A 24943-nucleotide genomic window follows, 5' to 3' on the forward strand; every position below is an offset into this window, starting at 1 on the left:
AAAAGTGTTTAACGCTTATTGTGCTGGATCAAAATTATAATGGAATACATTGAACGGCCAGAATCTAAGTGATACTTCTCCTACCACCTGGTCTTCATCGATGAGTCCGAAGTAACGACTATCTTTACTGACTTCACGGTTATCCCCGAGTACGAGTAACTTACCTTCTGGAATGACATCTACTGATGGTGTCGAGATATCTTTCACTGTGAAGTTCTCAGTCAACTGGACATTGGTTTTAGATAATTTATTCTCTTCAAGATAAGGCTCATCCACTTTTTTATCGTTGACATAAAGCTGATCATCCTGATATCTCACTTTATCGCCCGCCGTACCGATGACCCGTTTGACATAATCATCTTTAGAATCTGCGTGGAAGACAACGACATCTCCCTTATGTATATCCCCGAGTGTATAATTAATTTTACTGACGATCACTTTCTCACCATTCTTCAAAGTCGGATGCATAGAATCACCATTCACTGTATAAACCACAAATAAAAACTGATGGATAATAAAATAAAGTGCGAAGGCGACAATAATCGCGACCAGCCACTCGTAAATCTCCTTTTTCAAATAACACACCTCATTCATTTAATTTAAAATCAAAATGACCGATGACTTTACCCATAATATCACGTTCTGCGATACAACCATATGCTCTGGAATCGACGCTGTCTTTTAAATTGTCTCCTAATACAATATAACATTTTTCAGGGATAACCGGGTCACTGATCGTCGTCAGTTTACTATAATCGACTTGTTGGTCAGAGAAGCGCTCTCCATTGACATAAAGGTAGCCTTGGTGAAGCATCATATAGTCTCCTGGTGCTGCTGCAATCCGCTTAACATATGTCTCGTTGTTCATTCTGAAAAAGATGATATCACCAGACTTTAATGGGCGCACCAGGTCAGCCACAATATTGACCACTGCACGTTCACCATTTTTTAATGTCGGTTCCATGGAACGACCGTCAACGATATATGAACCGAGCAGAAATGTTCTGAATAAAATAATCCATGTCACAATGAATAAGACATAAAAAAGACCTCTTTTCACCCTTACTTGCCCTTCCTTTCGTAATAATCTTCCACTTTTTTGCCGATCAACCATAAGAGCAAGAGCAGACAGATAACTATAACTGTCTTAACCGGCTGGGTGATAAATGATTTCAGGTCGGCCCCAATATAACTGAGCAGAAGCAGCATCACCGCCTTACCTGCCATTACAGCTGCAAGATAACGATGTTGCCGGATATTAGACAGTGCACCCACAATATTAATCAGACTGGACGGCGTGAACGGGAAGCAGAGCAGAATAAATAACGGCAGCACACCTTGTTCATTGATACGCCACATCATTTTCTTAACATAAGGATGTTTGTTAAGTCGTTCAACAAAACGATGCTGACCGAAGCGCCTGATGAGCAGAAAGACCGAATAAGCGCCTGCTACAGCCCCACTCCAGGTAATGAAGAAACCAGGCAGCAATCCAAACGCATTAACATTAACAACAGCAAATGCAATGATTGGCAGCACCGGTAAAAAAGCTTCTATAAAAGGCAGCAAAAAGCCGATGAAGATACCTAGAATCGGATGATGCTGCACCCACTGCTGTAAATAATCAGGTGAAAGTAAATCATGTAACATCCATTAACCTCTTTTAAGTATTTATTTATAGTTTATACTATCCGTCTGAAAATAAAAAGAAAACCGCTATAAGCGGTTTTCCTGCCCTGTTAATGGTTAAGGCGTTCTTCCAGTTCTTTCTTTTTATCTTCATAACCAGGTTTACCAAGCAGTGCAAACATATTCTGTTTATAGGCTTCGACGCCTGGCTGGTTGAATGGATTGACACCGAGTAAATAGCCGCTCATCGCACAGCTTAACTCGAAGAAGTAGACTAAGTAACCGAATGTAAAGGCATCAAGCTGTGGTACTTCTACTACTAAATTCGGTACACCGCCATCTGTATGAGCGAGGAGCGTACCCTGGAACGCTTTCGTGTTGACATAATCAAGCGTTTCACCTGCAAGGAAGTTAAGACCATCAAGGTCATTTTCATCTTTTTCGATTGTAATATCTTCACGAGGTGCAGCCACTTTGACAACCGTCTCGAAAATATCACGACGACCTTCCTGTACATACTGTCCAAGTGAGTGAAGATCTGTAGAGAAATTCGCACTTGAAGGATAAATTCCTTTAAAATCTTTGCCTTCTGATTCGCCGAACAGTTGCTTCCACCATTCATTGAAATACATCAGACTTGGCTCATAGTTAATCAGCATTTCAATCGTATAGCCTTTGTTATACAGGATATTACGGATAGCAGCGTACTGATAACTGATATTATCTTCAAGTTCTGAACTGCTTAAATCAGTGCGGGCTGCCTGAGCACCTTGCATCATATCATCAATTGAGATACCGGCAGCAGCAATCGGCAGGAGACCCACTGCTGTCAGAACCGAGTAGCGTCCGCCTACATCATCAGGTACCACAAAAGTTTCGTATCCTTCTGTATCAGCAAGTGATTTCAGTGCCCCTTTTTCTTTATCAGTTGTCGCATAAATACGTGATTTTGCTTCTTCCTTGCCATACTTTTCTTCGATTAATTTCTTGAAGATACGGAATGCGACAGCAGGCTCTGTCGTTGTTCCAGATTTAGAAATAACATTAATGGAGAAGTCTTTGCCCTCGATATATTTGATTAAATCGCTGACATATGATGAAGAAAGATGATGACCAACAAAAATAATTTGTGGACGTCCTTCTTGCGGTGCAAAGTTATCAAATGTCTTCGATAACATTTCGATCGCCGCACGTGCACCGAGATATGAACCACCGATACCAATGACTAATAAAATATCGCTATCAGATTTAATCTTGTCGGCAGATTTTTTTATGCGAGCAAATTCTTCTTTATCATAGTTTTCAGGTAAATCGACCCAGCCTAAATAATCACTGCCAGCCCCTGATCCTTCGTGAATAGTATGATGTGTATTCTTGACGAGATCTCTCATCTGATCCAGTTCGTGTTGACCTAGAAAAGTAAGCGCTGTTTCATAATCAAATTTGATATGTGTCATCATGTAGCCTCCTGTATTTGAATTCCTCCTCATTCTACTTGAAAAGTGAAGACATCTCAATGATAGTCACCTCTCCATATATGACGAAATGTCGACACTGTGAACTATGAGTGGCGCGCTTTGCGACACTCGTGCCTATTTCCTCTGCTGAGTGGCGCGCTTCACGACACTCGCGCCTATTTCCGCTGCTGAGTGGCGCGCTTCACGACACTCGCCCCCATTTCCGCTGCTGAGTGGCGCGCTTCACGACACTCGCCCCCATTTCCGCTGCTGAGTGGCGCGCTTCACGACACTCGCCCCCATTTCCGCTGCTGAGTGGCGCGCTTCACGACACTCGCATCGAAAAAGCTGACCTTAAAAAGATCAGCTTTAGAAAAACTTCTATTTTTCATTGACAATACGTTTATAAACATCCGCATAGTTCGTAAATACACCGTCGACACCGTAGCTATTCATTCGTCGCATATCTTCTTCTGTATTAACAGTATAAGGATGCACTACAAAACCATATGATTTCAGACGTTTTGTATTATCCGCTGTTAAATCACGGAAGTTAGGTCCGATACCCATAACTAATTGTTTCAGTTCACTGAGCTGTGCATCTGTCAATGTATCGACTTGATTTCTATCCAGTAGCTGTACGAGCTGAATTTTTTTATTCAGCTGACGCATTTTAACTAGACTCTCATTTGAAAATGATTGGATTAATACATGTCCTTTTTTCAGTTTGTTTGTCTTCATTAAGCCATGCTCCGCAAGTACGCGAATTAATTCTTCTTCCATACCAGGATAAACATCTGGTGATTTTGTTTCGATATAATATTTAGCATTGCTACCGTATCTCGTTAAAATTTCATCGAGGGTTGGTACTTGCTGACCTACATAGCTTGGTTTAGCAAGTTCAGGATTTTTGTCGTTGAACCAGCTCCCTGCATCCAGCTGCTTGATTTCAGCTAATGTTAAATCTTTAACCGCACCTGTCCCATTTGTCGTCCGGTCTACTGTTTCATCATGCATAGCAATCAACTGCCCGTCCTTTGTCATCTGCAGATCAACTTCAATATAATCAGCGCCCATCACATTATGGCTTAAATCATAACTTGCAAAAGTATGTTCCGGTGCATATCCGCTCGCACCTCGATGAGCGATCACTTGTTTTTTTGTGTGAGATTTAGCCTCAACATTTCCTGCAAAAATAGTGAACAACATACTGATTGACAGCAAAATTAAACTGAACTTCTTCATTGGATAACCTCCGCATATTTTATGTATTACAGGGCTATTTTAAACCATTTGCGCATGTAAAAATGTATATTAACAAAAGGTTAAATATTTTTACTTAAAATATACAAAAGACCACTTCCGTTATAGAAAGTGGTCCTGTGTCTTATTTTGCCAGCTGATAGATAGCCATGACTGCTTCTTTATCTAACTGATAGAAGTTGCCGAATGGTCCATTGAATAATGTTTTGTCTGCGAAAGTCTCAAAATCATCTTCTGTGATCTCAAAATCACTTAAATGAGCAGGTGCACCGATTGACGTCCAGTAGTCACGAATACCATTAATACCGGCATCCACTTTTTCCTGCTGACTTAAACTGCTGTCAACGTCAAAGACATCTTCTGCAAACTTCGCAAAACGTTCGGGTGATTTATCTGATACATAAGTCATCCATGCCGGGAAGAGAATAGCGAGACCTGCACCGTGTGCAATATCATGCACTGCACTGACCGCGTGTTCTATATTATGTGTGGCCCAGTCACCGTTATATCCCATGCGCATAAAGCCGTTTAGGGCAACAGTCGCACCTAACATCAACGTTTCGCGCGCTTCGTAGTTTTCAGGTTCTTTTAAAGCTACTTCGCCAGCTTTCATGATTTCTTTCATCACACCCGCGATCATTGCATCGCCAATCGCACTGTTATCCGCTTCATTGAAGTACTGTTCAAGTAAATGACTCATCGAATCGACAATACCATTGACCGTCTGATTCTTAGGCAGCGTATAGAGAATTTCAGGATTGAGTAATGAGAACTTAGGAAAGACAAGTGGGGAACCCCAGCCTAATTTCTCATTCGTTTCCCAGTTTGTAATAACTGAACCTGAGTTCATTTCTGAACCTGTCGCTGAAATCGTCAGGATTGTACCGAATGGCACCCCTTCTTCTGGTGTCACTTTACGCGTTACGATATCCCATGGATCATTGTCCAGTTTACTTGCTGCAGAAATTAACTTAGTTCCATCGATGACACTGCCGCCACCCACTGCAAGAATAAAATCAATTCCTTTTTCTTTCACGACTTCAACAGCTTTTGTCACTGTCGATAAACGTGGATTCGGCTCAATACCGCCGAATTCAGTCACTTCAAAGTCAGATAATAAAGTCATAATGCGGTCATAAAGACCTGATTTTTTTATACTGCCGCCACCATAAGTCAGCATTATTTTTTTGCCTTGAGTAAATTGTGCAATCATCTGTGGTAATTTTTCGATGCTGTCTTTACCGAAGACCAGTTGTGTTGGATTATAAAATGTAAATGAATTCATTATTAATTGCCCCCTATTCGTACATCTAGTTTAGCGTGTTCCTTAAAGACTGCACAGCTATCTGCTCATTAAAAAAGGAGACCCTTTAAAGGTCTCCTTGTTAACACTTATGCCCAGCCACGGTAACGTGCAGCTTCTGCCGTACGTTTAATACCAACAATATAAGCAGCAAGTCTCATATCAATTTCACGCGTCTGTGCAAGTGTATAAATATTGTCGAATGCTTTCACAAGCTTCTCGCGTAGTTTTTCATTTACTTCTTCTTCTGTCCAGTAATAACCCTGGTTATTCTGTACCCATTCGAAGTAAGAGACAGTCACACCGCCTGCACTTGCCAGTACATCCGGTACGAGCAGGATGCCACGTTCAGTCAGAATCTTCGTCGCTTCCATCGTTGTCGGACCATTGGCCGCTTCCACTACGATTTCTGCTTTAATGTCATATGCATTTTCTTCAGTGATCTGGTTAGAGATTGCAGCAGGCACTAAAATATCACAATCCAGTTCGAATAATTCCTTATTTGAAATCGTATCTTCAAATAAATTGGTTACTGTACCGAAGCTATCACGACGATCCAGCAGATAGTCGATGTCAAGACCATTTGGGTCATGTAATGCACCGTGCGCATCAGAAATCGCAATCACTTTTGCGCCCGCATCATATAAGAATTTCGCTAAGAAACTGCCGGCATTACCAAATCCTTGAATAACAACACGTGCATCTTTAATTGTTTTGCCACGACGTTTCGCTGCTTCCTCGATTGCGATGACAACTCCTAATGCTGTAGAACGATCACGCCCCTGTGAACCACCGAGAACAATCGGCTTACCTGTAATGAAACCTGGAGAGTTGAATTCATCCATTTTACTGTATTCATCCATCATCCAAGCCATAATTTGAGAGTTGGTGAAAACATCCGGTGCCGGAATATCTTTAGTAGGTCCTACAATCTGAGAAATTGCACGAACGTAACCACGTGATAATCGCTCCACTTCATGAATGCTCATCTGACGAGGGTCGCAGACGATACCGCCTTTACCCCCACCATAAGGTAAGTCAACAATGCCACATTTTAGCGTCATCCACATTGACAATGCTTTTACTTCATCTTCGTCTACATCCGGGTGGAACCGTACGCCCCCTTTAGTCGGGCCTACTGCATCATTATGCTGCGCGCGATAGCCTGTAAAGGTCTTAACAGAACCATCATCCATTCTTACAGGAATACGAACAGTGAGTAAACGCATTGGTTCCTTCACTAATTCGTACATCCCCTCATCAAAACCTAATTTATCCAGTGCATCTTTAATGATGATCTGTGTCGATGATACTAAGTTTTCGTGTTCTGCCATATCCTCTTCGCCTCTTTTTCAATTCTTTATTTCTCAACTATTGTAACATATTTAATGAACAATTAAAGAACAAACCTTAAATTATTGAAAACGCTATCAATTATTTTGTGAAGACTTGTCTCACACGCTCTAAAGCCCAGTCAAGTTCTTCCTTAGTAATAATAAGAGGTGGTGCAAAACGGATGACTGTATCATGTGTTTCTTTACATAACAAGCCGAGTTCTTTCAGCTGCTCACAATACGGACGTGCATCCGTGTTTAGTTCGACACCAATAAATAAACCTTTACCACGCACTTCTTTAATCACTGGATTATCAATCTTTTTAAGTTCCGCCTGGAAATATTCTCCGAGCTCTAATGAACGGTCTGATAACTTCTCGTCCACTAACACATCAAGTGCTGCTATAGAGACTGCACATGCGAGAGGATTCCCTCCGAATGTAGAACCATGTGAACCTGCATTGAAGACTTCCAGAATCTCTTTATCAGCGAGTACACATGAAATCGGGAATACACCGCCACCCAGTGCTTTACCTAAAATATACATATCCGGTTTGACGTTATCCCAGTCAGTCGCGAAAAATTTACCTGAACGACCTAGACCTGCCTGAATTTCATCGGCAATAAACAGGACATTATTTTCATCACATACTTCACGTACTTGTTTCAAAAAACCATCAGCTGGAATATTGATTCCTGCTTCCCCTTGAATCGGTTCAAGAATAACTGCTGCTGTATTCGGAGTGATCGCTGCTTTAATCTGTTCAATATCACCGAAATCCACTAATTTGAAACCACCGAGCAGTGGACCATATCCGCGCTGGTATTCCGCTTCACTCGATAATGAAACAGCAGCCATCGTACGACCATGGAAGTTACCTTTCATACCAATGATTTCTGCCTGATCTTTCGCTACGCCTTTTACATCATATGCCCAGCGACGTGCTGCTTTAATCGCAGTCTCAACTGCTTCAGCTCCTGTATTCATCGGCAGTACCATCTCTTTATCTGCCAGTTTACAGATTTTTTCATACCATGGACCGAGTTTGTCACTATGGAATGCACGTGACGTCAGCGTAACGCGATCAGCTTGATCTTTTAATGCTTGAATAATTTTAGGATGACGATGCCCCTGGTTCACTGCTGAGTATGCAGACAGCATATCCATATATTGATTGCCTTCAGGATCCTTTACCCACACACCTTCTGCATCTGAAATGACGATCGGAAGTGGATGATAGTTAGGTGCACCGTAGTGGTTTGTCTGTTCAATGATTTCTGTTGATTTAGTCATTTTTTTATCCCCTTTTTTTAAAAAAGCAGTGCTTCTTCAAGCACTGCTTAATTTATTGTTTGACTTACAGCATTTCTGAAGATGTTCTACCTTGCATGTGAAGAACTAAGTAGTCTGGTCCGCCTGCTTTAGAGTCAGTACCTGACATTTTGAAGCCACCGAATGGCTGATAACCTACAATCGCGCCAGTACAGCCACGGTTGAAGTAAAGATTGCCGACCATAAAGTCACGACGTGCTTCCTCCAGATGTTCACGGTTATTCGTGATAACAGCACCTGTTAAACCATAATCAGTGTCATTTGCAAATTTAATTGCTTCAGTGAAATCTTTCGCTTTAGCGATACCGACAACAGGTCCGAAGATTTCTTCCTGCATAATACGGTCATCATGTTTTAAGTCAACGAAGACAGTCGGATGTGCGAAATAGCCTTCTTCTTCATCCGTTGTACCCCCGACAAGCAGTTTACCTTCGCCTTTACCGATTTCGATGTATTCCTTGATTTTGTTAAGTGATGCTTCATCGATAACTGGACCCATGAAATGTTCATTTGTCTCAGGATTACCTACTGTCAGTTTTTCAGCTTTTTCCTTTACTTTTGCTACTACTTCATCGTAAACATCTTCTACAATGATCACGCGTGAGCAGGCTGAACATTTCTGACCTGAGAAGCCGAATGCTGACTTGACGATTGATTCAGCTGCAAGTTCAAGGTCTGCCTCAGAGTCCACGACGATAGTATCTTTACCACCCATCTCTGCGATGACACGTTTAAGATTTAACTGCCCTTCGTGAACTTTTGCTGCACGTTCGTAAATATGAACACCGACATCACGTGAACCAGTGAATGAGATGAATCGTGTATCTACATGGTCAACGATGAAGTCACCGATATCTTTAGATGAACCTGGAATGAAGTTAACCACACCTTTTGGCATACCCGCTTCTTCTAATACTTCCATGAATTTGTAAGCGACAACGAGTGTATTAGATGATGGTTTTAAGAGTACAGTGTTACCTGTTACAAGCGGTGCAACCGTTGTACCTGCCATAATTGCGAATGGGAAGTTCCATGGTGAGATGACGACACCTACACCGAGTGGCAGATAGTCATAGCGATTGAATTCGCCTGGACGGCTTTCAACTTTGACACCATCTTTCAGGCGCAGCATTTCGCGGCCATAGAACTCAAGGAAGTCAATCGCTTCAGCAGTATCTGCATCTGCCTCGTTCCAAGGTTTACCTGCTTCTTTAATTAAGAGCGCTGAGAATTCCCATTTACGGCGGCGAATAATCGCTGCTGCACGGAATAAGACATCCGCACGAACCTTAGGTGAAACCTTTCTCCATGTTTCAAAAGTTTCTTTAGCCACAGCCATCGCTTTTTCAGCATGTTCCTGTGTCGCTTTTGCCACATATCCGATTGTCTCATCTTTTTTAGCCGGATTATATGAACGTACTTTTTCTTCTGTCATAATGCGTTCGCCACCGATGATCAGTGGATAGTCCTGTCCTAAATAATTATTAACTGTTTCAAGGCCCTGCTTCATTGCTTGCTGATTTTCTGCAACAGCAAAATCAGTAAATGGTTCGTGTTTGTATGGAATCATGATATTGTCCTCCTTGATTTAGGTTTTTACGAAAACCCTTACATTGTTAATAATGAACAAAAAGCGGAATAAGTTCAAGTCCTTTGATACAAAAAGGAAGAAAAAATATTTATGCTTTTTATCGTATAAATTCACTAAAAAAGAACACGACATGTCGTGTTCTTAATACCGTTCGGCTTTAGCCATCCAGTCAGGCAATCTTTCTCTTAATGACTCAAATCCGATTGACTGCTCCGTATTGATTTCATCCAGCACAGATTTCTTCTCTTTTTTGCGTTCCTGACGTCGGAAATAATCATTTTCCTTTAAAGTCAGATTCAGTTTTCCATCACTGGCCACATCCAGTATTTTGGCCTTGACAATCTGTCCCACAGACAGAAAAACATTCAAGTTGTGGATATAATCATTCATTACTTCAGAGATGTGTATCAGTCCTTCTACATGGTCCGTTGTCTCTACGAACGCACCATAAGGCTGAATGCCCGTTACTTTTACTTTAACGAACTGTCCCTTGCGATATTTCATCGTCGCCCCCCCCTTTCACTCCTTATCTCACCTCTATCAGTGTATCATAAAGAGCGGGGGTATCACTATATTTCACATGTCTGATTCAGCTGTTCAACCTGATTTAAGATGCGAGCTACTTCATCATAGGCAGGCGCCTTATCAAAAGCATATTGATAGACCGACTGTATATCATGAATTGTCTCTTCTCTCTCTTTTTTCTGATGGATAATATCCATACAGTCATAAATCTCCTGATCTGCCATCGTTTTATCTTCAAAGTCCATAGGATTCCAGTCTGCAAGTAATTTATAAAGCTCTATATTAAAGGCTGCGTTCATTTTTTAGTTCCTTATCTTCAAGGCGTCTGAGTACATCCTGTTCAAATGCTTCCATCTTCTCTTCCTCTTTTGAGGCATGATTTTTAAAGAAACGAAATGTCAGATAAGCGAGCAGCATAAATATAGCAAGTGTAATGACAGCGGGGATATATTCCATTTTATTTTCCGGAAAATATAAAAATTCCATCATGATTCATCATCTCCTAATCCCTAGCATTATAGCATGCTATAAAACAAAAAAATCAATAAGTCATGAACATTTCATGACTTATTGATTTAGTCGGGATTACTTAATAATTTCAACTTTTTCGATAGTAACAGGCTCAACAGGTTTATCTTGTGGGCCTACTTTAACAGCTGCAATAGCTTCCAGCACATCAAGTCCTTCAATTACTTGACCGAATACAGTATGTTTCTGGTCGAGCCAGGGTGTGCCGCCTTTTTCAGCGTATGCTTCAACGATCTCTTCCGGCCAGCCGCCTTGCTTAAGCTGTGACAACATCTGTGCAGGCACTTCTTTCATCTGTACGATAAAGAACTGAGAACCATTTGTGTTAGGACCAGCATTGGCCATTGATAATGCACCGTAAAGATTGAATGCTTCCATTGAGAATTCATCTTCAAATGAATCTCCGTAGATACTTTCGCCGCCCATACCTGTTCCAGTCGGATCGCCACCTTGAATCATAAAGTCATTGATGACACGGTGGAAAGTAATACCTTCGTAGTAACCTTTTTCAGTAAGGCCGATAAAGTTCTCAACTGTTTTAGGTGCTACTTCAGGAAATAATTTAATTTTCATTGTTCCTTTAGATGTCACTAAGTTTACTGCACGTTCATTTTCTGCTATCTCTGTATTTAATTGCGGGAATTGTGTCATGATTTATGCTCCTTCATGATATGATAAGTACCATAATATATTAACATAAAGGATGATGAATATGTATTATCAACTCCCATTTAAGACAGGTCGATACGTCGTTGAACAAATAGGTGACCATCCAAACGGTGCACTCGTACAGATTCTCGCGGTTATCCATCACCCAAAACAAGGTGACCTTCACGCACCAGGTGCGACTGATGTTTTCTTTCATGAACGTAAAGCTCTCGCTTATCGTGAGAAAAGAATTGTTCATCCGAATTTACTCAAGCCATTCGAAGATGAAGTGCCTGATTATAATGAATCGCTGAAAGCAGCTGTCTTAAGACTGGAAGCGAAGCTCCAGACTGAAGATACAGATTATAATAAACAGGCACTCAAGATGATCGGCAATCTAAAGGAAGAATACAGCCACTACAATCAGTTACAATTTTGACGATTTGATGAACATTAATATGTTCTCTCTTATTTAAGATGAATAAAGCGTCTCGAGGCGGACGGTTTAACGGCCTTTCTTTTTTCTGTATACTAGAGATTATGTTAAGGAGGTAAAATATGCATTTATTACAGCTGGCCGTCTTGCTGCCCTTTCTAGGGGCGATAATTGTGCCTATCATCTATTATTATACGAAGCGTCTTCACCCTGGTTATGTTGCGCTTCTCTTTCCTGTCTCAGCAGCTGCAATACTCATCTCCCTGCGTGCTGCCGGACAACACATCAGCTCGATGAACTGGATGCCGCATATTGGACTCAATCTTGATTTTCATCTTGACGGCTTCGCCTTTTTGTTCACGATGCTGATCACTGTCATCGGTACACTGGTTATATTCTATTCAATCAGTTACCTCGGCCGTCGTGAAGCATTAGGTCATTTCTACTGCTATCTATTGATTTTCATGGGCGCGATGCTCGGGGTAGTACTGAGTGACAATGTCATTGCACTTTATTTATTCTGGGAACTGACCAGTATTTCAAGTTTTCTGCTGATCTCATTCTGGAATCATAAGAGTAAATCTATTCAAGGTGCTCTTAAATCAATGCTTATTACCGTTTTCGGCGGTCTGATGCTGCTCGGTGGTTTATTGTCACTTGTTGCCATCACGCATACGTTCAGCATCCGTGAAATGATTGCAATGCGCAGTGAGATCACAGCATCACCACTCTTTACAGTTGCACTGCTCTTTATTTTGCTGGCAGCTTTTACAAAATCTGCACAGTTTCCATTTCATATCTGGCTACCTGATGCAATGGAGGCACCTACTCCTGTCAGTGCGTATCTGCATTCTGCCACAATGGTAAAAGCAGGGATTTATCTCGTTGCGCGCTTTACACCCATTTTTGCTGTGTCTTCTCTATGGATTTACGCGGTAACGTTCGCAGGTGCAATTACGTTATTCTGGGCATCGTACAACGCCGTTAAACAACGTGATTTAAAAGGTGTCCTTGCCTACAGTACGATTAGTCAGCTCGGTCTGATGATGACACTGCTGGGTATCGGAGGCATCAGTCTGCACTTCGGACACGACGAAATCTTCTATATGAGTATTGTCGCCTGTGTCTTCCATATTTTTAACCATGCGTCATTTAAAGGCGCTCTGTTTATGGTCGTAGGTATCATTGACCATGAGACAGGCACGAGAGACCTGCGCAAGTTATCTGGACTTCTGCATGTGATGCCACTGACATTTACAGCGGCAGCGATGGGTGCACTCAGTATGGCAGGTGTCCCACCTTTCAACGGTTTCCTTTCAAAAGAAATGTTTCTGACGAGTATGTTTGATAGTAGTGAAAGTGCATTGTTTAATCCTTTCGCTGTTTTCCTGTTACTTGCACTCGTCATTATCGGTAGTCTCTTCACTTTTATTTATTCAATTAAATTGGTGAAGGATATCTTCTTTGGACAACGTCAGGCTCTCCCTAAAGAGCCGCATGAAGCACCCCTTATGTTTTTAGCCTCACCTTTTATTCTGATCAGTATCGTTATCATTACTGGACTGATACCTAATATACTGACGCCTATGATTGAATCTGCGAGCAGCGCTGTGCTGAATAAACCGATTGAACATATTCATATTTCGCACTGGCACGGTATCAATCCTGCATTACTGACGACTCTCGCTATTTTTATTGTAGGTACACTGATGGTCTTCGCCTTTGATAAATGGAAGAAAATCTATCAGCTGCAGCCGGAGCATTTTACATTCAACACGCTCTATCAGGATGCGCTGCAATACAGCGAGAGAATACCTCACAGCGTGAACAGTAAGATTATCCGTTCTGGTAGTCGTCTGCACGTCATGCTGATTTTCGGCACTTTAATATTACTGACAATTGCTGCTTTCCTTATGAATCCTATTGATTTAGGTAAATGGCAGCTTGCTGAAATACGTATACATGAAGTGATCCTCGTTGTCATTATCCTGATCGCAACTTATATGGTTCTGATTGCTAAATCTCGTATTTTCAGCATTATTATGCTGAGTGCTATCGGTTATTCTGTTGGATTGTTCTTTGTCTTTTTCAATGCACCAGATATCGCTTTAACTCAGCTGACCATTGAAACTATTTCTACTGCCTTGTTCTTAATGTGTTTCTTCCACCTGCCTAAATTGACTTTATACGGGGAAACAGCGAAGTTTAAAATCAGCAATGCTGTGGTTGCTATATTGTCAGGGCTTGCTGTGATTGTCATTAGTTTAGTGGCTTATGGTCACCGCTTCTATCCTTCAATCAATGAATACTACATTAAGAACGTCTATGAACTGGCAGCGGGTAAAAATATGGTCAATGTCATACTCGTCGATTTCCGTGGCTTTGATACGTTATTCGAGTCATCAGTTCTCGGTATTGCCGGTATCGGCATCTATACATTGATTAAATTACGCTATAGAAAGGATGATGAACATGAAGAAACAAAGAAATGATGTCATCCTGCAGTTCAGCACGCTGGTCATCTTCTTTATTATCATTATGTTCAGCTTATCCATCTTTTTAGGTGGTCACTATTCACCAGGTGGTGGATTTGTTGGCGGACTACTCGTATCGGCTGCCCTGCTGCTTATATTGATTGCCTATGATATTAAAACATTAAAAAATATATTACCGATTGACTTTAAAATCATTATTGGAATAGGACTTGCATTGTGTTTTGCCACTCCCTTCCTTGCACTGATGATGGGCGATCCCTTTTTCAAACATTATTACGGTGACCTGCACCTTCCAGGTCTCGGCATGCTTCACTGGCATACAGCCATGTTGTTTGATATCGGTGTGATGCTGGCGGTCATCGGTACTTGTATGACGATAATTATGACGATAGGAGAGAATGAATAATGGAAATCATTATGATTGTTCTTGCCGGTATTCTTGTCTCTGCGTCAGTCTATCTGATTCTGTCACGCAGTCTGCTGAGAATCATCATCGGTACCTCTATTCTGACACACGCTGTGAATTTGCTGCTGTTGACAATGGGTGGTCTGAAAGGCGGCGCCATACCCATTTACGATAAAACAATTAAGCAGTATGTCGATCCCATTCCACAAGCTCTGATTCTGACAGCGATCGTTATCAGTTTTGCTATCACTGCGTTCTTCCTTGTACTTGCCTTCAGAAGTTATAAGGAACTTGGCACAGATAACTTAGATGAAATGAGAGGTGTTCCAGATGATGAGTAATATTCTCGTGCTGCCCATTGTAATCCCAGCTATATTCGCTATTATTCTTATTTTTATAGGGAAAAAACCTATCATCAAAAGAATGGTCGCCTTTTTCGGTGCGATTCTTACGGCACTGTCAGCTGGTTACAATTTATTCTATATCATGCAGCATGGTATTCAGTTTTTAGAACTCGGCAGCTGGCCCGTACCTTATAGCATCACCTTGACAGTCGATCATTTAGCAGCTGCTTTTGTGTTTACGACGTCACTACTGATGATTTTTATCATTCTCTATTCATATCAATCTATTACAGTAGAACGTGAACGTTATTATTACTATGCATCTGTTCTGTTTATGCTTTGTGGTTTAAATGGTGCATTTTCAACAGGTGATATTTTTAACCTTTTTGTGTTCTTCGAAGTCTTCCTGATGAGTTCATACGTACTGATGATCATCGGCGGAACGAAGATTCAGCTGCAGGAGAGTATTAAATACATTTTAGTGAATGTGATTTCGTCATCATTTTTTGTGATGGCAGTTGCAATGCTTTATTCAGTGACAGGTTCACTCAATATGGCGGATATCAGCGTTAAACTCTCGCAGCTTAATAATCATTCAATCATTACAATTGTAGCTATTCTGTTCATCTTTGTCTTTGCGACTAAAGCAGGAATGTTCCCTCTTTATTTCTGGATGCCAGGTGCTTACTATGCACCTCCTATTCCTATACTGACTATGTTCGGTGCACTTCTGACTAAAGTCGGTGTATATGCGTTAATGCGGACATATTCTCTCTTCTTCAGAACGGAGACAGTAGAAACTATTCTACTTGTGCTTGCGATGCTGACTATTATTTCCGGTGTTATCGGTGCGCTTGCTTATCGCGACATGAAGAAGATAATTATTTACAACATCATGATTGCAGTCGGGGTTATCATTGCAGGTGTCAGTGTCCTGACGGTAGACGGTATGCTCGGTGCAATTTACTATGTTTTTCATGATATCCTGATTAAGGCTGCACTCTTTATGCTGGTCGGTATTATCATTCATATTACTGGACAGACTGCATACGACCGTGCAGGTGGATTGATCAAGCAATATCCGCTGCTCGGCTGGACATTCTTTATTGCTGCACTATCATTGGCAGGTATCCCACCGCTCAGTGGCTTTTTCGGTAAGTACTATATCGTTAAAGCACTGCTTGCAGAAGGACATGTCATATCAGCAGTCATTATCCTGCTCAGCAGTCTTGCAGTTCTTTATTCAGTCATCAAGATTTTTATGCATGTATTCTGGGGTGAAGAGGAGATTCAGATTCAGCCTAAGCCTTATAAGAAGATGCTGATTGCGTCCATTATTGTGACGTTACTGGCAGTAGGATTCGGTTTCTATGCAGATGCCCTCTTCCCAATCTTCCATGAAGCTGCCCTGACGCTAACAGAGCCTTCTCATTATACACAGATACTGGAGGTGAAGTAATGGCTGTCCAAGCGCTTATCAACTTATTACTGACCATCGTCTGGTGTCTGATTACCATGTCATTCTCTTTCGGTAATATTTTACTCGGTTTCTTGTTTGGCCTTGGCGCCATCTATATGATGCGTTACTTCCTGCCTGGCCGTTTTTATTTACGCCCGCTTATCAAGTCGATTCAGCTAGGCATGATTTTCCTGGTTGAACTCTTTAAGGCGAATATAGACGTGCTGAAAATTGTACTGGCTCCTAAAATTGATATTCAGCCTGCTTTCTTCGCCTACCCGACGAAGCTGAATAAAGACTGGGAGATTTCTCTTTTATCCATGTTAATTACATTGACACCTGGCACAGTCGTCACAGCAGTCAGCGATGATAAGAAGACACTTTATATTCACGCGATTAACTTCTCGTCAGTTGAAGAAGAAGTGAATAGTATTCATAGTACATTCGAAAAAGCGATAAAGGAGATTGGTATCAGATGAAAATTATGGCAAGTATCGGACTTATCATTGTCTCAATCAGTATATTCGGCTATCTCTATCGTGCGATTAAAGGACCTTCAATGGCAGACCGTGTCGTCGCACTCGATGCTATCGGTATTGCGTTAATGGCTGTCATTGCCTTATTCTCAATCATACTGAACACTCCCCATTTCATCAGTATTTTAATGTTGCTGGCTGTGCTCTCTTTTCTAGGGACTATTTCATTTGCTAAATTTATGGATAAAGGAGAGATAATCGAATATGAGCGCGATGATATTTAATGGACTCGCAATGATTTTTATATCCGTCGGTTCTCTTTTTAGTTTAGTATCTGCTATTGGTCTATTCAGATTACCAGATGTCTATACGAGAGCACATGCAGCAAGTAAAGCCGCGACATTAGGCGTGATGTTTATCCTGCTCGGGGTGATGTTTTTCTTCATCGGTAAAGATCATGTCTTTAACCCGTCACTACTCCTTGCAGTGTTATTCATCTTTATGACTGGCCCTATCGGCGGTCACTTAATTACACGAAGTGCCTACCATAACGGTGTGAAGTATACAGACTCGACTATCCGAGATGATCTGAAAAACACAGAATAAAAAAAGGATTCATTCTTATTTTTAAGAATGAATCCTTTTTTATCTGACTTTCTCTTTTACGGCCATCGTACATCGTGCAATCGATACAAGGCGTTTACTGTCATCAGTCACTCGGACTTCCCATACTTGTGTAGCTGAGCCCTGGTGAATGATACTCGCTGCTGCATAGATTGTGCCTTCTTTAACTGAAGCAATATGATTCGCGTTAATCTCTAAGCCGAATGCAATCTGACTGCTGATATCGATGAGTCCCGTTGCGCCTATTGAAGCTGCTGTTTCACACAGGGCAACAGTGGCACCGCCGTGCAGATAGCCGAACGGCTGACGGACTTTATCGGTTACCGGCATACTCAGTGTCACTTGCCCCGGATTTAAGTCCTGTAGTTTCATATCAAAGTGCGACAGCAGACTGTCCCGTTCCAATAATGCTTTAAAATCCATTACATCACCTCATCTTTATAATACCATGGCAGCAATATAACCGAAAATAATGAGGGGAATATTAAATAACAGGAAGGTCGGCACACATGTATCCCAGATGTGATCATGCTGCCCGTCCATATTAAGCCCGGCTGTCGGACCTAGTGTTGAATCACTTGCTGGGCTGCCGGCATCCCCTAACGCACCCGCTGTACCAATAATACTGATCAGTGCGAGCGGGCTCAGCCCGATCTGCTGGCCAAAAGGAATGAAAAGTGCTGCGATAATAGGTATCGTCGCAAAGGATGAACCAATGCCGAGCGTAATGATAAGACCGGCAATCAGCATAAAAATAATACTGAGTGACTTATCGCCCTGGGTCAGCATCACCATGTTATTGACGAGTGACTTCAACTGACCGGATTCGTTCATCACTTTCGCAAAGCCATTAGCTGTCAGCATCACCACACCGATATAGGCCATTATTTTAATTCCACCGACAAGTTCATTATCAAGTGTCTTCCAGTCATATACACGGAACATGAAGAAAATCAGAATACCTGCAAGTGCACCGAAAATCATTGATTCAGTCAACAGCTGAACAACAAATGTGACAATAATAGCGAGCACAGTGACCGCTACAGTATAACGGCTAATTTCTTTCGGTATAAAGTCAGCATCATAGGTTTTAGTATATATTCTAGGCTTACGATAAAGAATAATACCCAGAATCAGTCCGACGATAAACCCTAATGATGGAATGAGCATGGCCTTCCAAATATCATCAAATTGGATAGTATAGTGCGCCTGATCAAACCCTTTTTTTATAATCTCATGAAAGATATGACCAAAACCGAACGGCAGCAGTGTATAAGGAAAACAGAGTCCAAAGGTAATGACAACTGCTACCATTCTCCTATCAAGCTTAAGCTCGTTAAACAAGCTCAACAGGGGGGGCACTACGATTGGAATGAAAGCGATATGGATAGGAATGACATTTTGTGATAAACATGACAGCATAATCAGACTCACAATAATGATTACTTTCGTCCAGACGCGTGTCTTGACTGTGCTGTCCTGCTTGATCAATCTGATAATCTTTTCGACAAAATAATCAGTGATACCACTATAGGAAATCAAGGCCGCAAAGCCGCCCAGCAATGCGTAACTCAGAGCAACTTCTGAACCGTCACCTATCCCACTCGTAAAAATCGTAATCGTTTCATTTAAACCCATCCCAGCTGCCAGTCCACCTACTAAAGCGCCTATAAATAATGACAGCACGACGTTAAGTCTGCATAAACTTAAAATAATCATGATTATTACTGCAAGCAATACTGCATTCATGTCATCCACCTCATTTACTTTATCTTGGTAAAGTATTACCATACTAAAGTAAACTATTTATTATCTGCTGTCAACTCCTTGAGCAGCTCTGTCTGATATCTGAATGGCAGTAAGTCGCTGAAGTGAATAATCGTAAATGTCTCACCATACGTATCCACCAGTTTATTCAATGATAAGTGCTGATGTGTGCGATGCTGAGATTTAAAGAGCTGATAATGGGGATTTTGCATCCGGTAGTCCAGTGCAGTCTGTGAAGAGCGCTTTATACCGTATTGTGTCATCACTGATTCAGCGGCCGGCTGATAATCAAGCACAATCGGTTTGACTTTGAACTGTCGTGCATAGTGAAGACAATCAAATATCACTGCTTGACGTACCGATTTATAGTTCACCCATTCGCCGTTCCGTGCAATGCGCTGTCCATCTACTTCTGCATCCTTGAAATCAACCTGCAGAATATAGGTATTTTCATCTGCTGCGAGCAGTGCACTCTCAAGCAGATTTCTATTCAGTATAATCAGTACTTTATCAGGTTGGCTGCACGCCCACTCAAATGCCTCAATCTCATATAGAGGGTAAGTCAGCGGTAACATCTGATACATCTCATCCGCAGTTATCTGTCGCTCAGTTAGTACTGGCTCAGGCAACTTCTCTGTATAGCCGAGCACATCAGCAGCCGACCATAACTTCTTAATCGTCCAGTATAGACCAGAGACATCCATATAAGAAGCAAGTGTCGTTAAATCGACCGTAACTGAATGCATAGCTTCAAGATCAGCCAGATGATCATGCAGCAGCAGTTCATCTTCATTCGTATAGCGTTTCGGATTGCCGGCAGGAATACCTATTATTCTTGCATCACCTGTCATTGCATCTAACTGCTGTTCCTTCTGAATATAATAATCATGTATCCGTGCATCTAACCAGTCTATTCCTGTCTTCTTCCATTGGTTCAACTGAAATGGTAAAAAGCACATATAGACGTCTGCTACATGTGCTTCTGAGTCTCTCATAGTCATCGCTCCTAAAACATAGTATAACCGCTTTTACGCAGATTCTTAATGACAATACCAGCAGCAATCGCACCGATCAAACCTGCTGATAGCATGATGATGTCCGCTGGCAGCAAGTGTGTCAGTCCTCGCCAGAGCTGACTGACTGCATAACGTGGTTTTAAAATATAATCAGCTGTTGAAATTTTATCTACAATCGCAAAAACAACGAACGGATAAAAAAATGTCATAATCCAAGTTGATTTCAACAACATATTCAAAATAAAAGCAATTCCGAAAAATAAAACAAAAAATAAGATAACGCTGATAATTAACTGAACTAAGGCAGTCATCGTTTCCTCCTCATGTTACAAAAAAAGTCATTGGCACTATTATAACATGATGACTATAAAATGACGTTATATAATCGTCAAATGACGCGCAAATAGACTTTCCGCGTCATGTCACATTCCAATCTTGAGAACAAATAAAAAAACCGCAAAACCTTGAAAAGGTTTTGCGGTTTTCAAATATTATAAGAATTTACCTTTTTTAAATGCTACGCCTGCGCCACCAATTTTGAAGACCGCACGTGTATCAATTAATTTTTTCATGAAGGCTGCTTTTTTACCAGTGATTTCTTTGCCCATCACGACACCGACACCGTCATGTGAACCAAGTGAAGCGACTGTACCTTTTTCACTGTATTCAAATGTGCCAAGAGGTTCATTGTTCAGCAATTTGACGATTGCATCAGCAGTGAATTCACCTTGCTGCATTGCAATCTGTGCTGTTGTTGGATATGGACGTTTATTCTCGCCTTCACCCGCCATAACAGCTGAACAGTCACCGATGACGAAAATATCATCGTAGCCATCGATACGGTTATCTTCACGTACTACAATACGGCCACGTTTAACGCCTTCAAATGATTCTTCCATTAAGTGGCTGCCACGTACACCGGCAGCCCAGATTACTGTGTTAGCGTAAAGCTGTTCTTCCTGTTCTCCATTTTTCACAACAAAGCCATTTGCATTTGCTGCAACAATCGGCGTTGCAATCTTGAACTCAACACCACGTGCTTCCAGGTATTCAACGACATAATTAACTAACTCATCTGAGAACATGGGTAACATTTTCGGTGCAGCTTCTACACAAGTTAATTTTACTTTTGCAGGGTCAACACCATATTTTTTACATAATTCAGGAACTCGTTCAGTTAATTCACCCAGTAATTCGATACCTGTGAAACCTGCACCCCCAACAAGGATAGCAAGATCTTTGTCATCTTTATCAGTGCTTTGTGCATAGTGCGCAAAACGCTCTTCGATATGTTTAGAAATGCGACGAGATGTATGGATGTTCTCGATTTGGAAAGCATGTTCTTTCATACCGCTGATGCCAAATGTTTCTGATTCGAATCCCAGTGCTACAACTAAAATATCGAAATGGAATGTGCCATTTGTTGTTTCAACTGTTTTTTCGTCGCGATTGATTTTCGTCACTTCAGCCTTAACGAAGTCAACTTTAGAAGCGTCCACAACACTCGCGATTGGATATAAACAGTCCTGATACTTAAGTGTACCTGCTGAAGCCTCATGTAACCATGTTGCTTCGTAGTGATAATCATTTTTATTGATTAGTGTGATATCACAGTCCTGTGCTGATACTTTTTTCTGTAATTTTGTAATAGTCTGTAAGCCGGCATAACCTGCTCCAAGCACTACTACTTTTTTTCTGTCAAAGCTCATATTATTCACCCATCTTATTATGATATTATTGTGATTTACGTCACAAATTGAACTTAAATCATTCCACCTTAATAATAATATTAATGTCTGGAATATTCAACATTTTGTCACTAATTCCTAACAGTTTTCAGGTGTTCCGGCGACATCACGAGTTCTAAATGAACTGCCGCAGCCGCAGGACGCAATGGCGTTAGGATTTTCAATAGCGAAGCCTCCGCCCATCAGCGACTGTTTAAAATCGACAACGGTCCCGTTCAGTATCGGCATATCTGCCTTATCAACTAGTACATTGACACCATAAAATGACAGAATTTCATCATTATCTCCCGGCGCCTCTTCTGCACTCATGCCGTAAGAAAGCCCTGTACAGCCGCCTCCTTTGACAGATAGCTTAAGATAGCCATCCGGCATGCCATTACTTGTCATCATATCTTTCACTTCATACGCTGCTGCTTCTGTTAATGTAATCGTCATTATATTCCTCCTAAAATAACCAGTTTTCTTCTATATGTTTATAAATATTAGCCTGTAATTCTTCCGGACTCTCGCCTGATACGTAATCACCGTTCACAAGTGCATATAGACCTACGTTGCACTGTCCACAATACGTGAGACAGCCATATTCCAGACAGTCAATATTCGGATCTTTATCCAGTATATCAAAAACGGCCTGACTTCCCTTTGCCAGATTAGAGATACAGAATTCTACAATCGGATTCATGTCCCACCTCAATTTTCAGTTATCTGTACAAATAATGTGTATATTATATTATAATTTAAGGGTACTGAAAAAAATAGGAATTCGACTCAGTAGGAAAAGGGGATTGGTTATGAAAAATCTTGTATTACTTGGAGGCGGCTACGGCAATATGCGTGTGATGCAGCGTTTGCTTCCGGATGGGTTACCTGATGAATATACGATTACATTAATTGACCGGGCGCCATTCCACGGTCTTAAAACAGAGTTTTATGCGCTGGCGGCTGGAACAGAATCCGATAAAGATGTGCGTGTAGACTTCCCTAAGGATAGTCGTCTTAATTTTGCCTATGGCGAGGTGACTGCTATTGACCTTGATAAACAGATTGTCACAATGGGAGAAACACATGTAGACTATGATGAACTGATCATTGGACTAGGTTGTGAAGATAAGTATCATAATGTGCCAGGCGCTGAAGAATATACACATAGTATCCAGTCCATTATGCAGGCACGGGATACTTACAGTGCAATCGCAGATTTACCTTCTGGCAGCACAGTCGGTATTGTCGGCGCTGGTCTGAGCGGAATTGAACTTGCCAGTGAGCTCAGAGAATCCAGAATGGATCTGAACATCTGTCTATTCGACCGCGGTGAAAGAATATTACCTGCTTTCCCTGAAAAACTCAGTAACTATGTACAAAAATGGTTCGATCAGCATAATGTCGATGTCATTCCTCATTCTAATGTTGTCAAAGTCGAACCTGGTAAACTTTATAATAATGATGAAACATATGCTGTAGACCTCTGCGTCTGGACAGCAGGCATACAACCGGTTGAAATCGTGCGTAATCTACCCGTTGAGTTCGGTGCAGGCAGCCGTGTACGTCTCAATCAATATCATCAGATTCCAACGCATCAGAATGTCTATGTCGTCGGTGACTGTGCCCTTCTCCCTTACGCACCTAGTGCGCAGCTGGCAGAAGTACAGGCAGAACAGATTGTTGATGTCCTTAAAACGAAATGGAACGGGGAAGACTTGCCTGAGACGATGCCTGAATTAAAAGTACAAGGCTTCCTCGGCTCACTCGGTGAAAAAGAAGGTTTTGCCTTCCTTATGGACCGAACAGTGACAGGCCGTTTAGCTAGATTGATGAAGTCAGGGGTTCTCTGGCTCTATAAATATCATAACGGTTAAATATAAAGGAAGCGATGGTTCATTGACCACCACTTCCTTTATATTATTCGCTGAAATGTGATTCCACATATTTTGTTAACTGAGGTAGTTGAATATAGCCATCCGCTACAATTTCATCATTCATTGTGATCAGCGGGTAAAATAGTTCATCTTCCTGTATACGCTCTACCAATGACTGATCATAATCAGAATGACTCTCTATATCATTGATATCGATATAATTGAATGTAAAATCAAGATGACTAAACTTGCGTTTCAGATTCGGCTGTACCCAGTCAAATATATCCTTAGATGTCGGTGCATTGACACAGCTTGCACAGACCACGTCAGCACCGTAAACATTTACTTTCACTTCTTTCATATGCATCCCCCTTAATATATTGATTAAACTATGCTATAGTGATTATACTATCAGTAAGTGAATATTGAAAGGAGTCTACCATGACGACTGAACAACAAACACAATTTGACCAGGTCAATGAAGTATTAGAGAAGTTACGTCCGTTCCTTTTACGCGATGGCGGTGACTGTGAACTCGTCGATGTTGAAGATGGCATCGTAAAATTACGACTGCTTGGTGCTTGCGGTACTTGTCCTTCATCTACTATTACTTTAAAGGCAGGCATCGAACGTGCCCTACTTGAAGAAGTACCTGGCATCGTAGAAGTTGAACAAGTATTTTAAGATCATTCTATATGAATGGTC

31 protein-coding genes are annotated in these 24943 nt (G+C 41.3%); 10 read left to right on the forward strand and 21 right to left on the reverse strand.

All coding sequences use genetic code 11. The features are described 5' to 3' along the window. Positions 1 to 15 precede the first annotated feature (15 nt). The 13 genes from lepB (ERX37_RS05080) to ERX37_RS05140 form a co-directional block, all read right to left on the reverse strand. Entirely contained in the window at positions 16 to 576 is a 561-nt protein-coding gene (lepB, locus tag ERX37_RS05080) for a signal peptidase I (protein ID WP_133429552.1), read from the reverse strand. Positions 577 to 586: 10 nt separating this feature from the next. After that, the gene (gene lepB, locus ERX37_RS05085; RefSeq protein ID WP_165981969.1) at positions 587 to 1060 is read right to left on the reverse strand and encodes a signal peptidase I; all 474 of its coding nucleotides are present in this window, start codon (positions 1058 to 1060) and stop codon (positions 587 to 589) included. A gap of 2 nt (positions 1061 to 1062) precedes the next feature. Next, positions 1063 to 1650: a TVP38/TMEM64 family protein gene (locus ERX37_RS05090; RefSeq protein WP_133429554.1), complete on the reverse strand. Its 588-nt coding sequence runs from the start codon at positions 1648 to 1650 to the stop codon at positions 1063 to 1065. Between the two features lie 89 nt (positions 1651 to 1739). After that, positions 1740 to 3086 carry a glucose-6-phosphate isomerase gene (locus ERX37_RS05095; protein WP_133429555.1) on the reverse strand — a complete coding sequence of 449 codons (1347 nt, stop codon included), beginning with the start codon at positions 3084 to 3086 and terminating at the stop codon, positions 1740 to 1742. A gap of 381 nt (positions 3087 to 3467) precedes the next feature. Beyond that, complete coding sequence (locus tag ERX37_RS05100) at positions 3468 to 4295, reverse strand: glycerophosphodiester phosphodiesterase (protein ID WP_229713118.1); 828 nt, start codon at positions 4293 to 4295, stop codon at positions 3468 to 3470. Positions 4296 to 4473: 178 nt separating this feature from the next. After that, entirely contained in the window at positions 4474 to 5634 is a 1161-nt protein-coding gene (locus ERX37_RS05105; RefSeq protein WP_133429557.1) for an iron-containing alcohol dehydrogenase, read from the reverse strand. A gap of 107 nt (positions 5635 to 5741) precedes the next feature. Then, a complete protein-coding gene (locus tag ERX37_RS05110; RefSeq protein WP_133429558.1) occupies positions 5742 to 6986 on the reverse strand; it encodes a Glu/Leu/Phe/Val family dehydrogenase in 1245 nt (414 codons plus the stop codon). Positions 6987 to 7086: 100 nt separating this feature from the next. Further along, complete coding sequence (locus ERX37_RS05115) at positions 7087 to 8280, reverse strand: ornithine--oxo-acid transaminase (RefSeq protein ID WP_133429559.1); 1194 nt, start codon at positions 8278 to 8280, stop codon at positions 7087 to 7089. Positions 8281 to 8344: 64 nt separating this feature from the next. After that, positions 8345 to 9889, reverse strand: a complete 1545-nt coding sequence (pruA, locus tag ERX37_RS05120; RefSeq protein ID WP_133429560.1) for an L-glutamate gamma-semialdehyde dehydrogenase — start codon at positions 9887 to 9889, stop codon at positions 8345 to 8347. Between the two features lie 162 nt (positions 9890 to 10051). Next, a complete protein-coding gene (ygs, locus tag ERX37_RS05125; RefSeq protein WP_133429561.1) occupies positions 10052 to 10414 on the reverse strand; it encodes a S1 domain-containing post-transcriptional regulator Ygs in 363 nt (120 codons plus the stop codon). A 65-nt stretch (positions 10415 to 10479) separates the two neighbouring features. Then, positions 10480 to 10734, reverse strand: coding sequence for a DUF1871 family protein (locus ERX37_RS05130; protein ID WP_133429562.1), 255 nt, complete (start codon positions 10732 to 10734; stop codon positions 10480 to 10482). Then, on the reverse strand, positions 10718 to 10924 hold the full coding sequence (locus ERX37_RS05135) for a hypothetical protein (RefSeq protein WP_133429563.1): 207 nt from the start codon (positions 10922 to 10924) through the stop codon (positions 10718 to 10720). The genes ERX37_RS05130 and ERX37_RS05135 overlap by 17 nt, the downstream gene beginning before the upstream one ends. A gap of 96 nt (positions 10925 to 11020) precedes the next feature. Then, positions 11021 to 11614, reverse strand: a complete 594-nt coding sequence (locus ERX37_RS05140; RefSeq protein ID WP_133429564.1) for a peptidylprolyl isomerase — start codon at positions 11612 to 11614, stop codon at positions 11021 to 11023. A gap of 61 nt (positions 11615 to 11675) precedes the next feature. On the opposite strand from ERX37_RS05140, the gene kapB reads away from it, so the two are divergent. The 8 genes from kapB to mnhG all read left to right on the forward strand — a co-directional run bounded on the left by kapB (position 11676) and on the right by mnhG (position 17833). Continuing rightward, positions 11676 to 12050: a sporulation phosphorelay system protein KapB gene (kapB, locus tag ERX37_RS05145; protein WP_133429565.1), complete on the forward strand. Its 375-nt coding sequence runs from the start codon at positions 11676 to 11678 to the stop codon at positions 12048 to 12050. A 119-nt stretch (positions 12051 to 12169) separates the two neighbouring features. Continuing rightward, on the forward strand, positions 12170 to 14539 hold the full coding sequence (locus tag ERX37_RS05150) for a Na+/H+ antiporter subunit A (protein WP_133429566.1): 2370 nt from the start codon (positions 12170 to 12172) through the stop codon (positions 14537 to 14539). Continuing rightward, positions 14520 to 14948, forward strand: a complete 429-nt coding sequence (locus ERX37_RS05155) for a Na(+)/H(+) antiporter subunit B (protein ID WP_133429567.1) — start codon at positions 14520 to 14522, stop codon at positions 14946 to 14948. Before ERX37_RS05150 ends, ERX37_RS05155 begins: the two co-directional genes overlap by 20 nt. Further along, entirely contained in the window at positions 14948 to 15289 is a 342-nt protein-coding gene (locus tag ERX37_RS05160; protein WP_133429568.1) for a Na(+)/H(+) antiporter subunit C, read from the forward strand. Before ERX37_RS05155 ends, ERX37_RS05160 begins: the two co-directional genes overlap by 1 nt. Then, positions 15279 to 16751 (forward strand): Na+/H+ antiporter subunit D, encoded by a 1473-nt coding sequence (locus ERX37_RS05165; RefSeq protein ID WP_133429569.1) that lies wholly within the window; start codon positions 15279 to 15281, stop codon positions 16749 to 16751. Before ERX37_RS05160 ends, ERX37_RS05165 begins: the two co-directional genes overlap by 11 nt. Then, on the forward strand, positions 16751 to 17230 hold the full coding sequence (locus tag ERX37_RS05170; protein WP_133429570.1) for a Na+/H+ antiporter subunit E: 480 nt from the start codon (positions 16751 to 16753) through the stop codon (positions 17228 to 17230). Before ERX37_RS05165 ends, ERX37_RS05170 begins: the two co-directional genes overlap by 1 nt. Then, a complete protein-coding gene (locus ERX37_RS05175; protein ID WP_133429571.1) occupies positions 17227 to 17511 on the forward strand; it encodes a Na(+)/H(+) antiporter subunit F1 in 285 nt (94 codons plus the stop codon). The genes ERX37_RS05170 and ERX37_RS05175 overlap by 4 nt, the downstream gene beginning before the upstream one ends. Next, on the forward strand, positions 17492 to 17833 hold the full coding sequence (mnhG, locus tag ERX37_RS05180) for a monovalent cation/H(+) antiporter subunit G (protein WP_133429572.1): 342 nt from the start codon (positions 17492 to 17494) through the stop codon (positions 17831 to 17833). The genes ERX37_RS05175 and mnhG overlap by 20 nt, the downstream gene beginning before the upstream one ends. A 39-nt stretch (positions 17834 to 17872) precedes the next feature. Here the strand turns inward: mnhG and ERX37_RS05185 are convergent, their stop codons facing one another. From ERX37_RS05185 to ERX37_RS05215, 7 genes are all read right to left on the reverse strand, one after another. After that, entirely contained in the window at positions 17873 to 18274 is a 402-nt protein-coding gene (locus ERX37_RS05185; RefSeq protein ID WP_133429573.1) for a PaaI family thioesterase, read from the reverse strand. A gap of 15 nt (positions 18275 to 18289) precedes the next feature. Beyond that, entirely contained in the window at positions 18290 to 19600 is a 1311-nt protein-coding gene (locus tag ERX37_RS05190) for a Na+/H+ antiporter family protein (RefSeq protein ID WP_133429574.1), read from the reverse strand. A gap of 53 nt (positions 19601 to 19653) precedes the next feature. Further along, positions 19654 to 20613: a hypothetical protein gene (locus ERX37_RS05195; RefSeq protein WP_133429575.1), complete on the reverse strand. Its 960-nt coding sequence runs from the start codon at positions 20611 to 20613 to the stop codon at positions 19654 to 19656. A gap of 11 nt (positions 20614 to 20624) precedes the next feature. Then, positions 20625 to 20945 carry a YuiB family protein gene (locus ERX37_RS05200; protein WP_133429576.1) on the reverse strand — a complete coding sequence of 107 codons (321 nt, stop codon included), beginning with the start codon at positions 20943 to 20945 and terminating at the stop codon, positions 20625 to 20627. Positions 20946 to 21125: 180 nt separating this feature from the next. Continuing rightward, entirely contained in the window at positions 21126 to 22343 is a 1218-nt protein-coding gene (locus ERX37_RS05205) for an NAD(P)/FAD-dependent oxidoreductase (protein ID WP_133429577.1), read from the reverse strand. 117 nt (positions 22344 to 22460) lie between these two features. Then, on the reverse strand, positions 22461 to 22820 hold the full coding sequence (locus tag ERX37_RS05210; RefSeq protein WP_133429578.1) for a HesB/IscA family protein: 360 nt from the start codon (positions 22818 to 22820) through the stop codon (positions 22461 to 22463). A gap of 7 nt (positions 22821 to 22827) precedes the next feature. Beyond that, positions 22828 to 23064 carry a YuzB family protein gene (locus tag ERX37_RS05215; protein ID WP_133429579.1) on the reverse strand — a complete coding sequence of 79 codons (237 nt, stop codon included), beginning with the start codon at positions 23062 to 23064 and terminating at the stop codon, positions 22828 to 22830. A 109-nt stretch (positions 23065 to 23173) separates the two neighbouring features. Here ERX37_RS05215 and ERX37_RS05220 point away from each other — a divergent pair, with 109 nt between their 5' ends. Continuing rightward, positions 23174 to 24238 carry an NAD(P)/FAD-dependent oxidoreductase gene (locus tag ERX37_RS05220; protein WP_133429580.1) on the forward strand — a complete coding sequence of 355 codons (1065 nt, stop codon included), beginning with the start codon at positions 23174 to 23176 and terminating at the stop codon, positions 24236 to 24238. A gap of 43 nt (positions 24239 to 24281) precedes the next feature. Here the strand turns inward: ERX37_RS05220 and ERX37_RS05225 are convergent, their stop codons facing one another. Beyond that, a complete protein-coding gene (locus ERX37_RS05225; RefSeq protein WP_133429581.1) occupies positions 24282 to 24599 on the reverse strand; it encodes a YuzD family protein in 318 nt (105 codons plus the stop codon). 80 nt (positions 24600 to 24679) lie between these two features. On the opposite strand from ERX37_RS05225, the gene ERX37_RS05230 reads away from it, so the two are divergent. Next, a complete protein-coding gene (locus tag ERX37_RS05230) occupies positions 24680 to 24922 on the forward strand; it encodes a NifU family protein (protein WP_133429582.1) in 243 nt (80 codons plus the stop codon). Positions 24923 to 24943: the final 21 nt, after the last annotated feature.

This window comes from Macrococcus hajekii, from assembly GCF_004359505.1.
Lineage (GTDB): Bacteria > Bacillota > Bacilli > Staphylococcales > Staphylococcaceae > Macrococcus > Macrococcus hajekii.

What these genes read in the sequence shown, in the direction of transcription:
- pruA (WP_133429560.1), bottom strand. Translation starts at nt 9,889, where the DNA reads ATGATTCCATACAAACACGAACCATTTACTGATTTTGCTGTTGCAGAA.
- ERX37_RS05155 (WP_133429567.1), top strand. Translation starts at nt 14,520, where the DNA reads ATGAAGAAACAAAGAAATGATGTCATCCTGCAGTTCAGCACGCTGGTC.
- ERX37_RS05140 (WP_133429564.1), bottom strand. Translation starts at nt 11,614, where the DNA reads ATGACACAATTCCCGCAATTAAATACAGAGATAGCAGAAAATGAACGT.
- kapB (WP_133429565.1), top strand. Translation starts at nt 11,676, where the DNA reads ATGTATTATCAACTCCCATTTAAGACAGGTCGATACGTCGTTGAACAA.
- ERX37_RS05175 (WP_133429571.1), top strand. Translation starts at nt 17,227, where the DNA reads ATGAAAATTATGGCAAGTATCGGACTTATCATTGTCTCAATCAGTATA.
- ERX37_RS05115 (WP_133429559.1), bottom strand. Translation starts at nt 8,280, where the DNA reads ATGACTAAATCAACAGAAATCATTGAACAGACAAACCACTACGGTGCA.
- ERX37_RS05215 (WP_133429579.1), bottom strand. Translation starts at nt 23,064, where the DNA reads ATGAATCCGATTGTAGAATTCTGTATCTCTAATCTGGCAAAGGGAAGT.
- ERX37_RS05205 (WP_133429577.1), bottom strand. Translation starts at nt 22,343, where the DNA reads ATGAGCTTTGACAGAAAAAAAGTAGTAGTGCTTGGAGCAGGTTATGCC.
- ERX37_RS05225 (WP_133429581.1), bottom strand. Translation starts at nt 24,599, where the DNA reads ATGAAAGAAGTGAAAGTAAATGTTTACGGTGCTGACGTGGTCTGTGCA.
- ERX37_RS05190 (WP_133429574.1), bottom strand. Translation starts at nt 19,600, where the DNA reads ATGAATGCAGTATTGCTTGCAGTAATAATCATGATTATTTTAAGTTTA.
- ERX37_RS05130 (WP_133429562.1), bottom strand. Translation starts at nt 10,734, where the DNA reads ATGAACGCAGCCTTTAATATAGAGCTTTATAAATTACTTGCAGACTGG.
- ERX37_RS05230 (WP_133429582.1), top strand. Translation starts at nt 24,680, where the DNA reads ATGACGACTGAACAACAAACACAATTTGACCAGGTCAATGAAGTATTA.
- ERX37_RS05200 (WP_133429576.1), bottom strand. Translation starts at nt 20,945, where the DNA reads ATGACTGCCTTAGTTCAGTTAATTATCAGCGTTATCTTATTTTTTGTT.
- ERX37_RS05095 (WP_133429555.1), bottom strand. Translation starts at nt 3,086, where the DNA reads ATGACACATATCAAATTTGATTATGAAACAGCGCTTACTTTTCTAGGT.
- ERX37_RS05195 (WP_133429575.1), bottom strand. Translation starts at nt 20,613, where the DNA reads ATGAGAGACTCAGAAGCACATGTAGCAGACGTCTATATGTGCTTTTTA.
- ERX37_RS05165 (WP_133429569.1), top strand. Translation starts at nt 15,279, where the DNA reads ATGATGAGTAATATTCTCGTGCTGCCCATTGTAATCCCAGCTATATTC.
- mnhG (WP_133429572.1), top strand. Translation starts at nt 17,492, where the DNA reads ATGAGCGCGATGATATTTAATGGACTCGCAATGATTTTTATATCCGTC.
- ygs (WP_133429561.1), bottom strand. Translation starts at nt 10,414, where the DNA reads ATGAAATATCGCAAGGGACAGTTCGTTAAAGTAAAAGTAACGGGCATT.
- ERX37_RS05150 (WP_133429566.1), top strand. Translation starts at nt 12,170, where the DNA reads ATGCATTTATTACAGCTGGCCGTCTTGCTGCCCTTTCTAGGGGCGATA.
- ERX37_RS05110 (WP_133429558.1), bottom strand. Translation starts at nt 6,986, where the DNA reads ATGGCAGAACACGAAAACTTAGTATCATCGACACAGATCATCATTAAA.
- ERX37_RS05220 (WP_133429580.1), top strand. Translation starts at nt 23,174, where the DNA reads ATGAAAAATCTTGTATTACTTGGAGGCGGCTACGGCAATATGCGTGTG.
- ERX37_RS05090 (WP_133429554.1), bottom strand. Translation starts at nt 1,650, where the DNA reads ATGTTACATGATTTACTTTCACCTGATTATTTACAGCAGTGGGTGCAG.
- ERX37_RS05105 (WP_133429557.1), bottom strand. Translation starts at nt 5,634, where the DNA reads ATGAATTCATTTACATTTTATAATCCAACACAACTGGTCTTCGGTAAA.
- ERX37_RS05185 (WP_133429573.1), bottom strand. Translation starts at nt 18,274, where the DNA reads ATGGATTTTAAAGCATTATTGGAACGGGACAGTCTGCTGTCGCACTTT.
- ERX37_RS05170 (WP_133429570.1), top strand. Translation starts at nt 16,751, where the DNA reads ATGGCTGTCCAAGCGCTTATCAACTTATTACTGACCATCGTCTGGTGT.
- ERX37_RS05160 (WP_133429568.1), top strand. Translation starts at nt 14,948, where the DNA reads ATGGAAATCATTATGATTGTTCTTGCCGGTATTCTTGTCTCTGCGTCA.
- ERX37_RS05100 (WP_229713118.1), bottom strand. Translation starts at nt 4,295, where the DNA reads ATGTTGTTCACTATTTTTGCAGGAAATGTTGAGGCTAAATCTCACACA.
- ERX37_RS05135 (WP_133429563.1), bottom strand. Translation starts at nt 10,924, where the DNA reads ATGATGGAATTTTTATATTTTCCGGAAAATAAAATGGAATATATCCCC.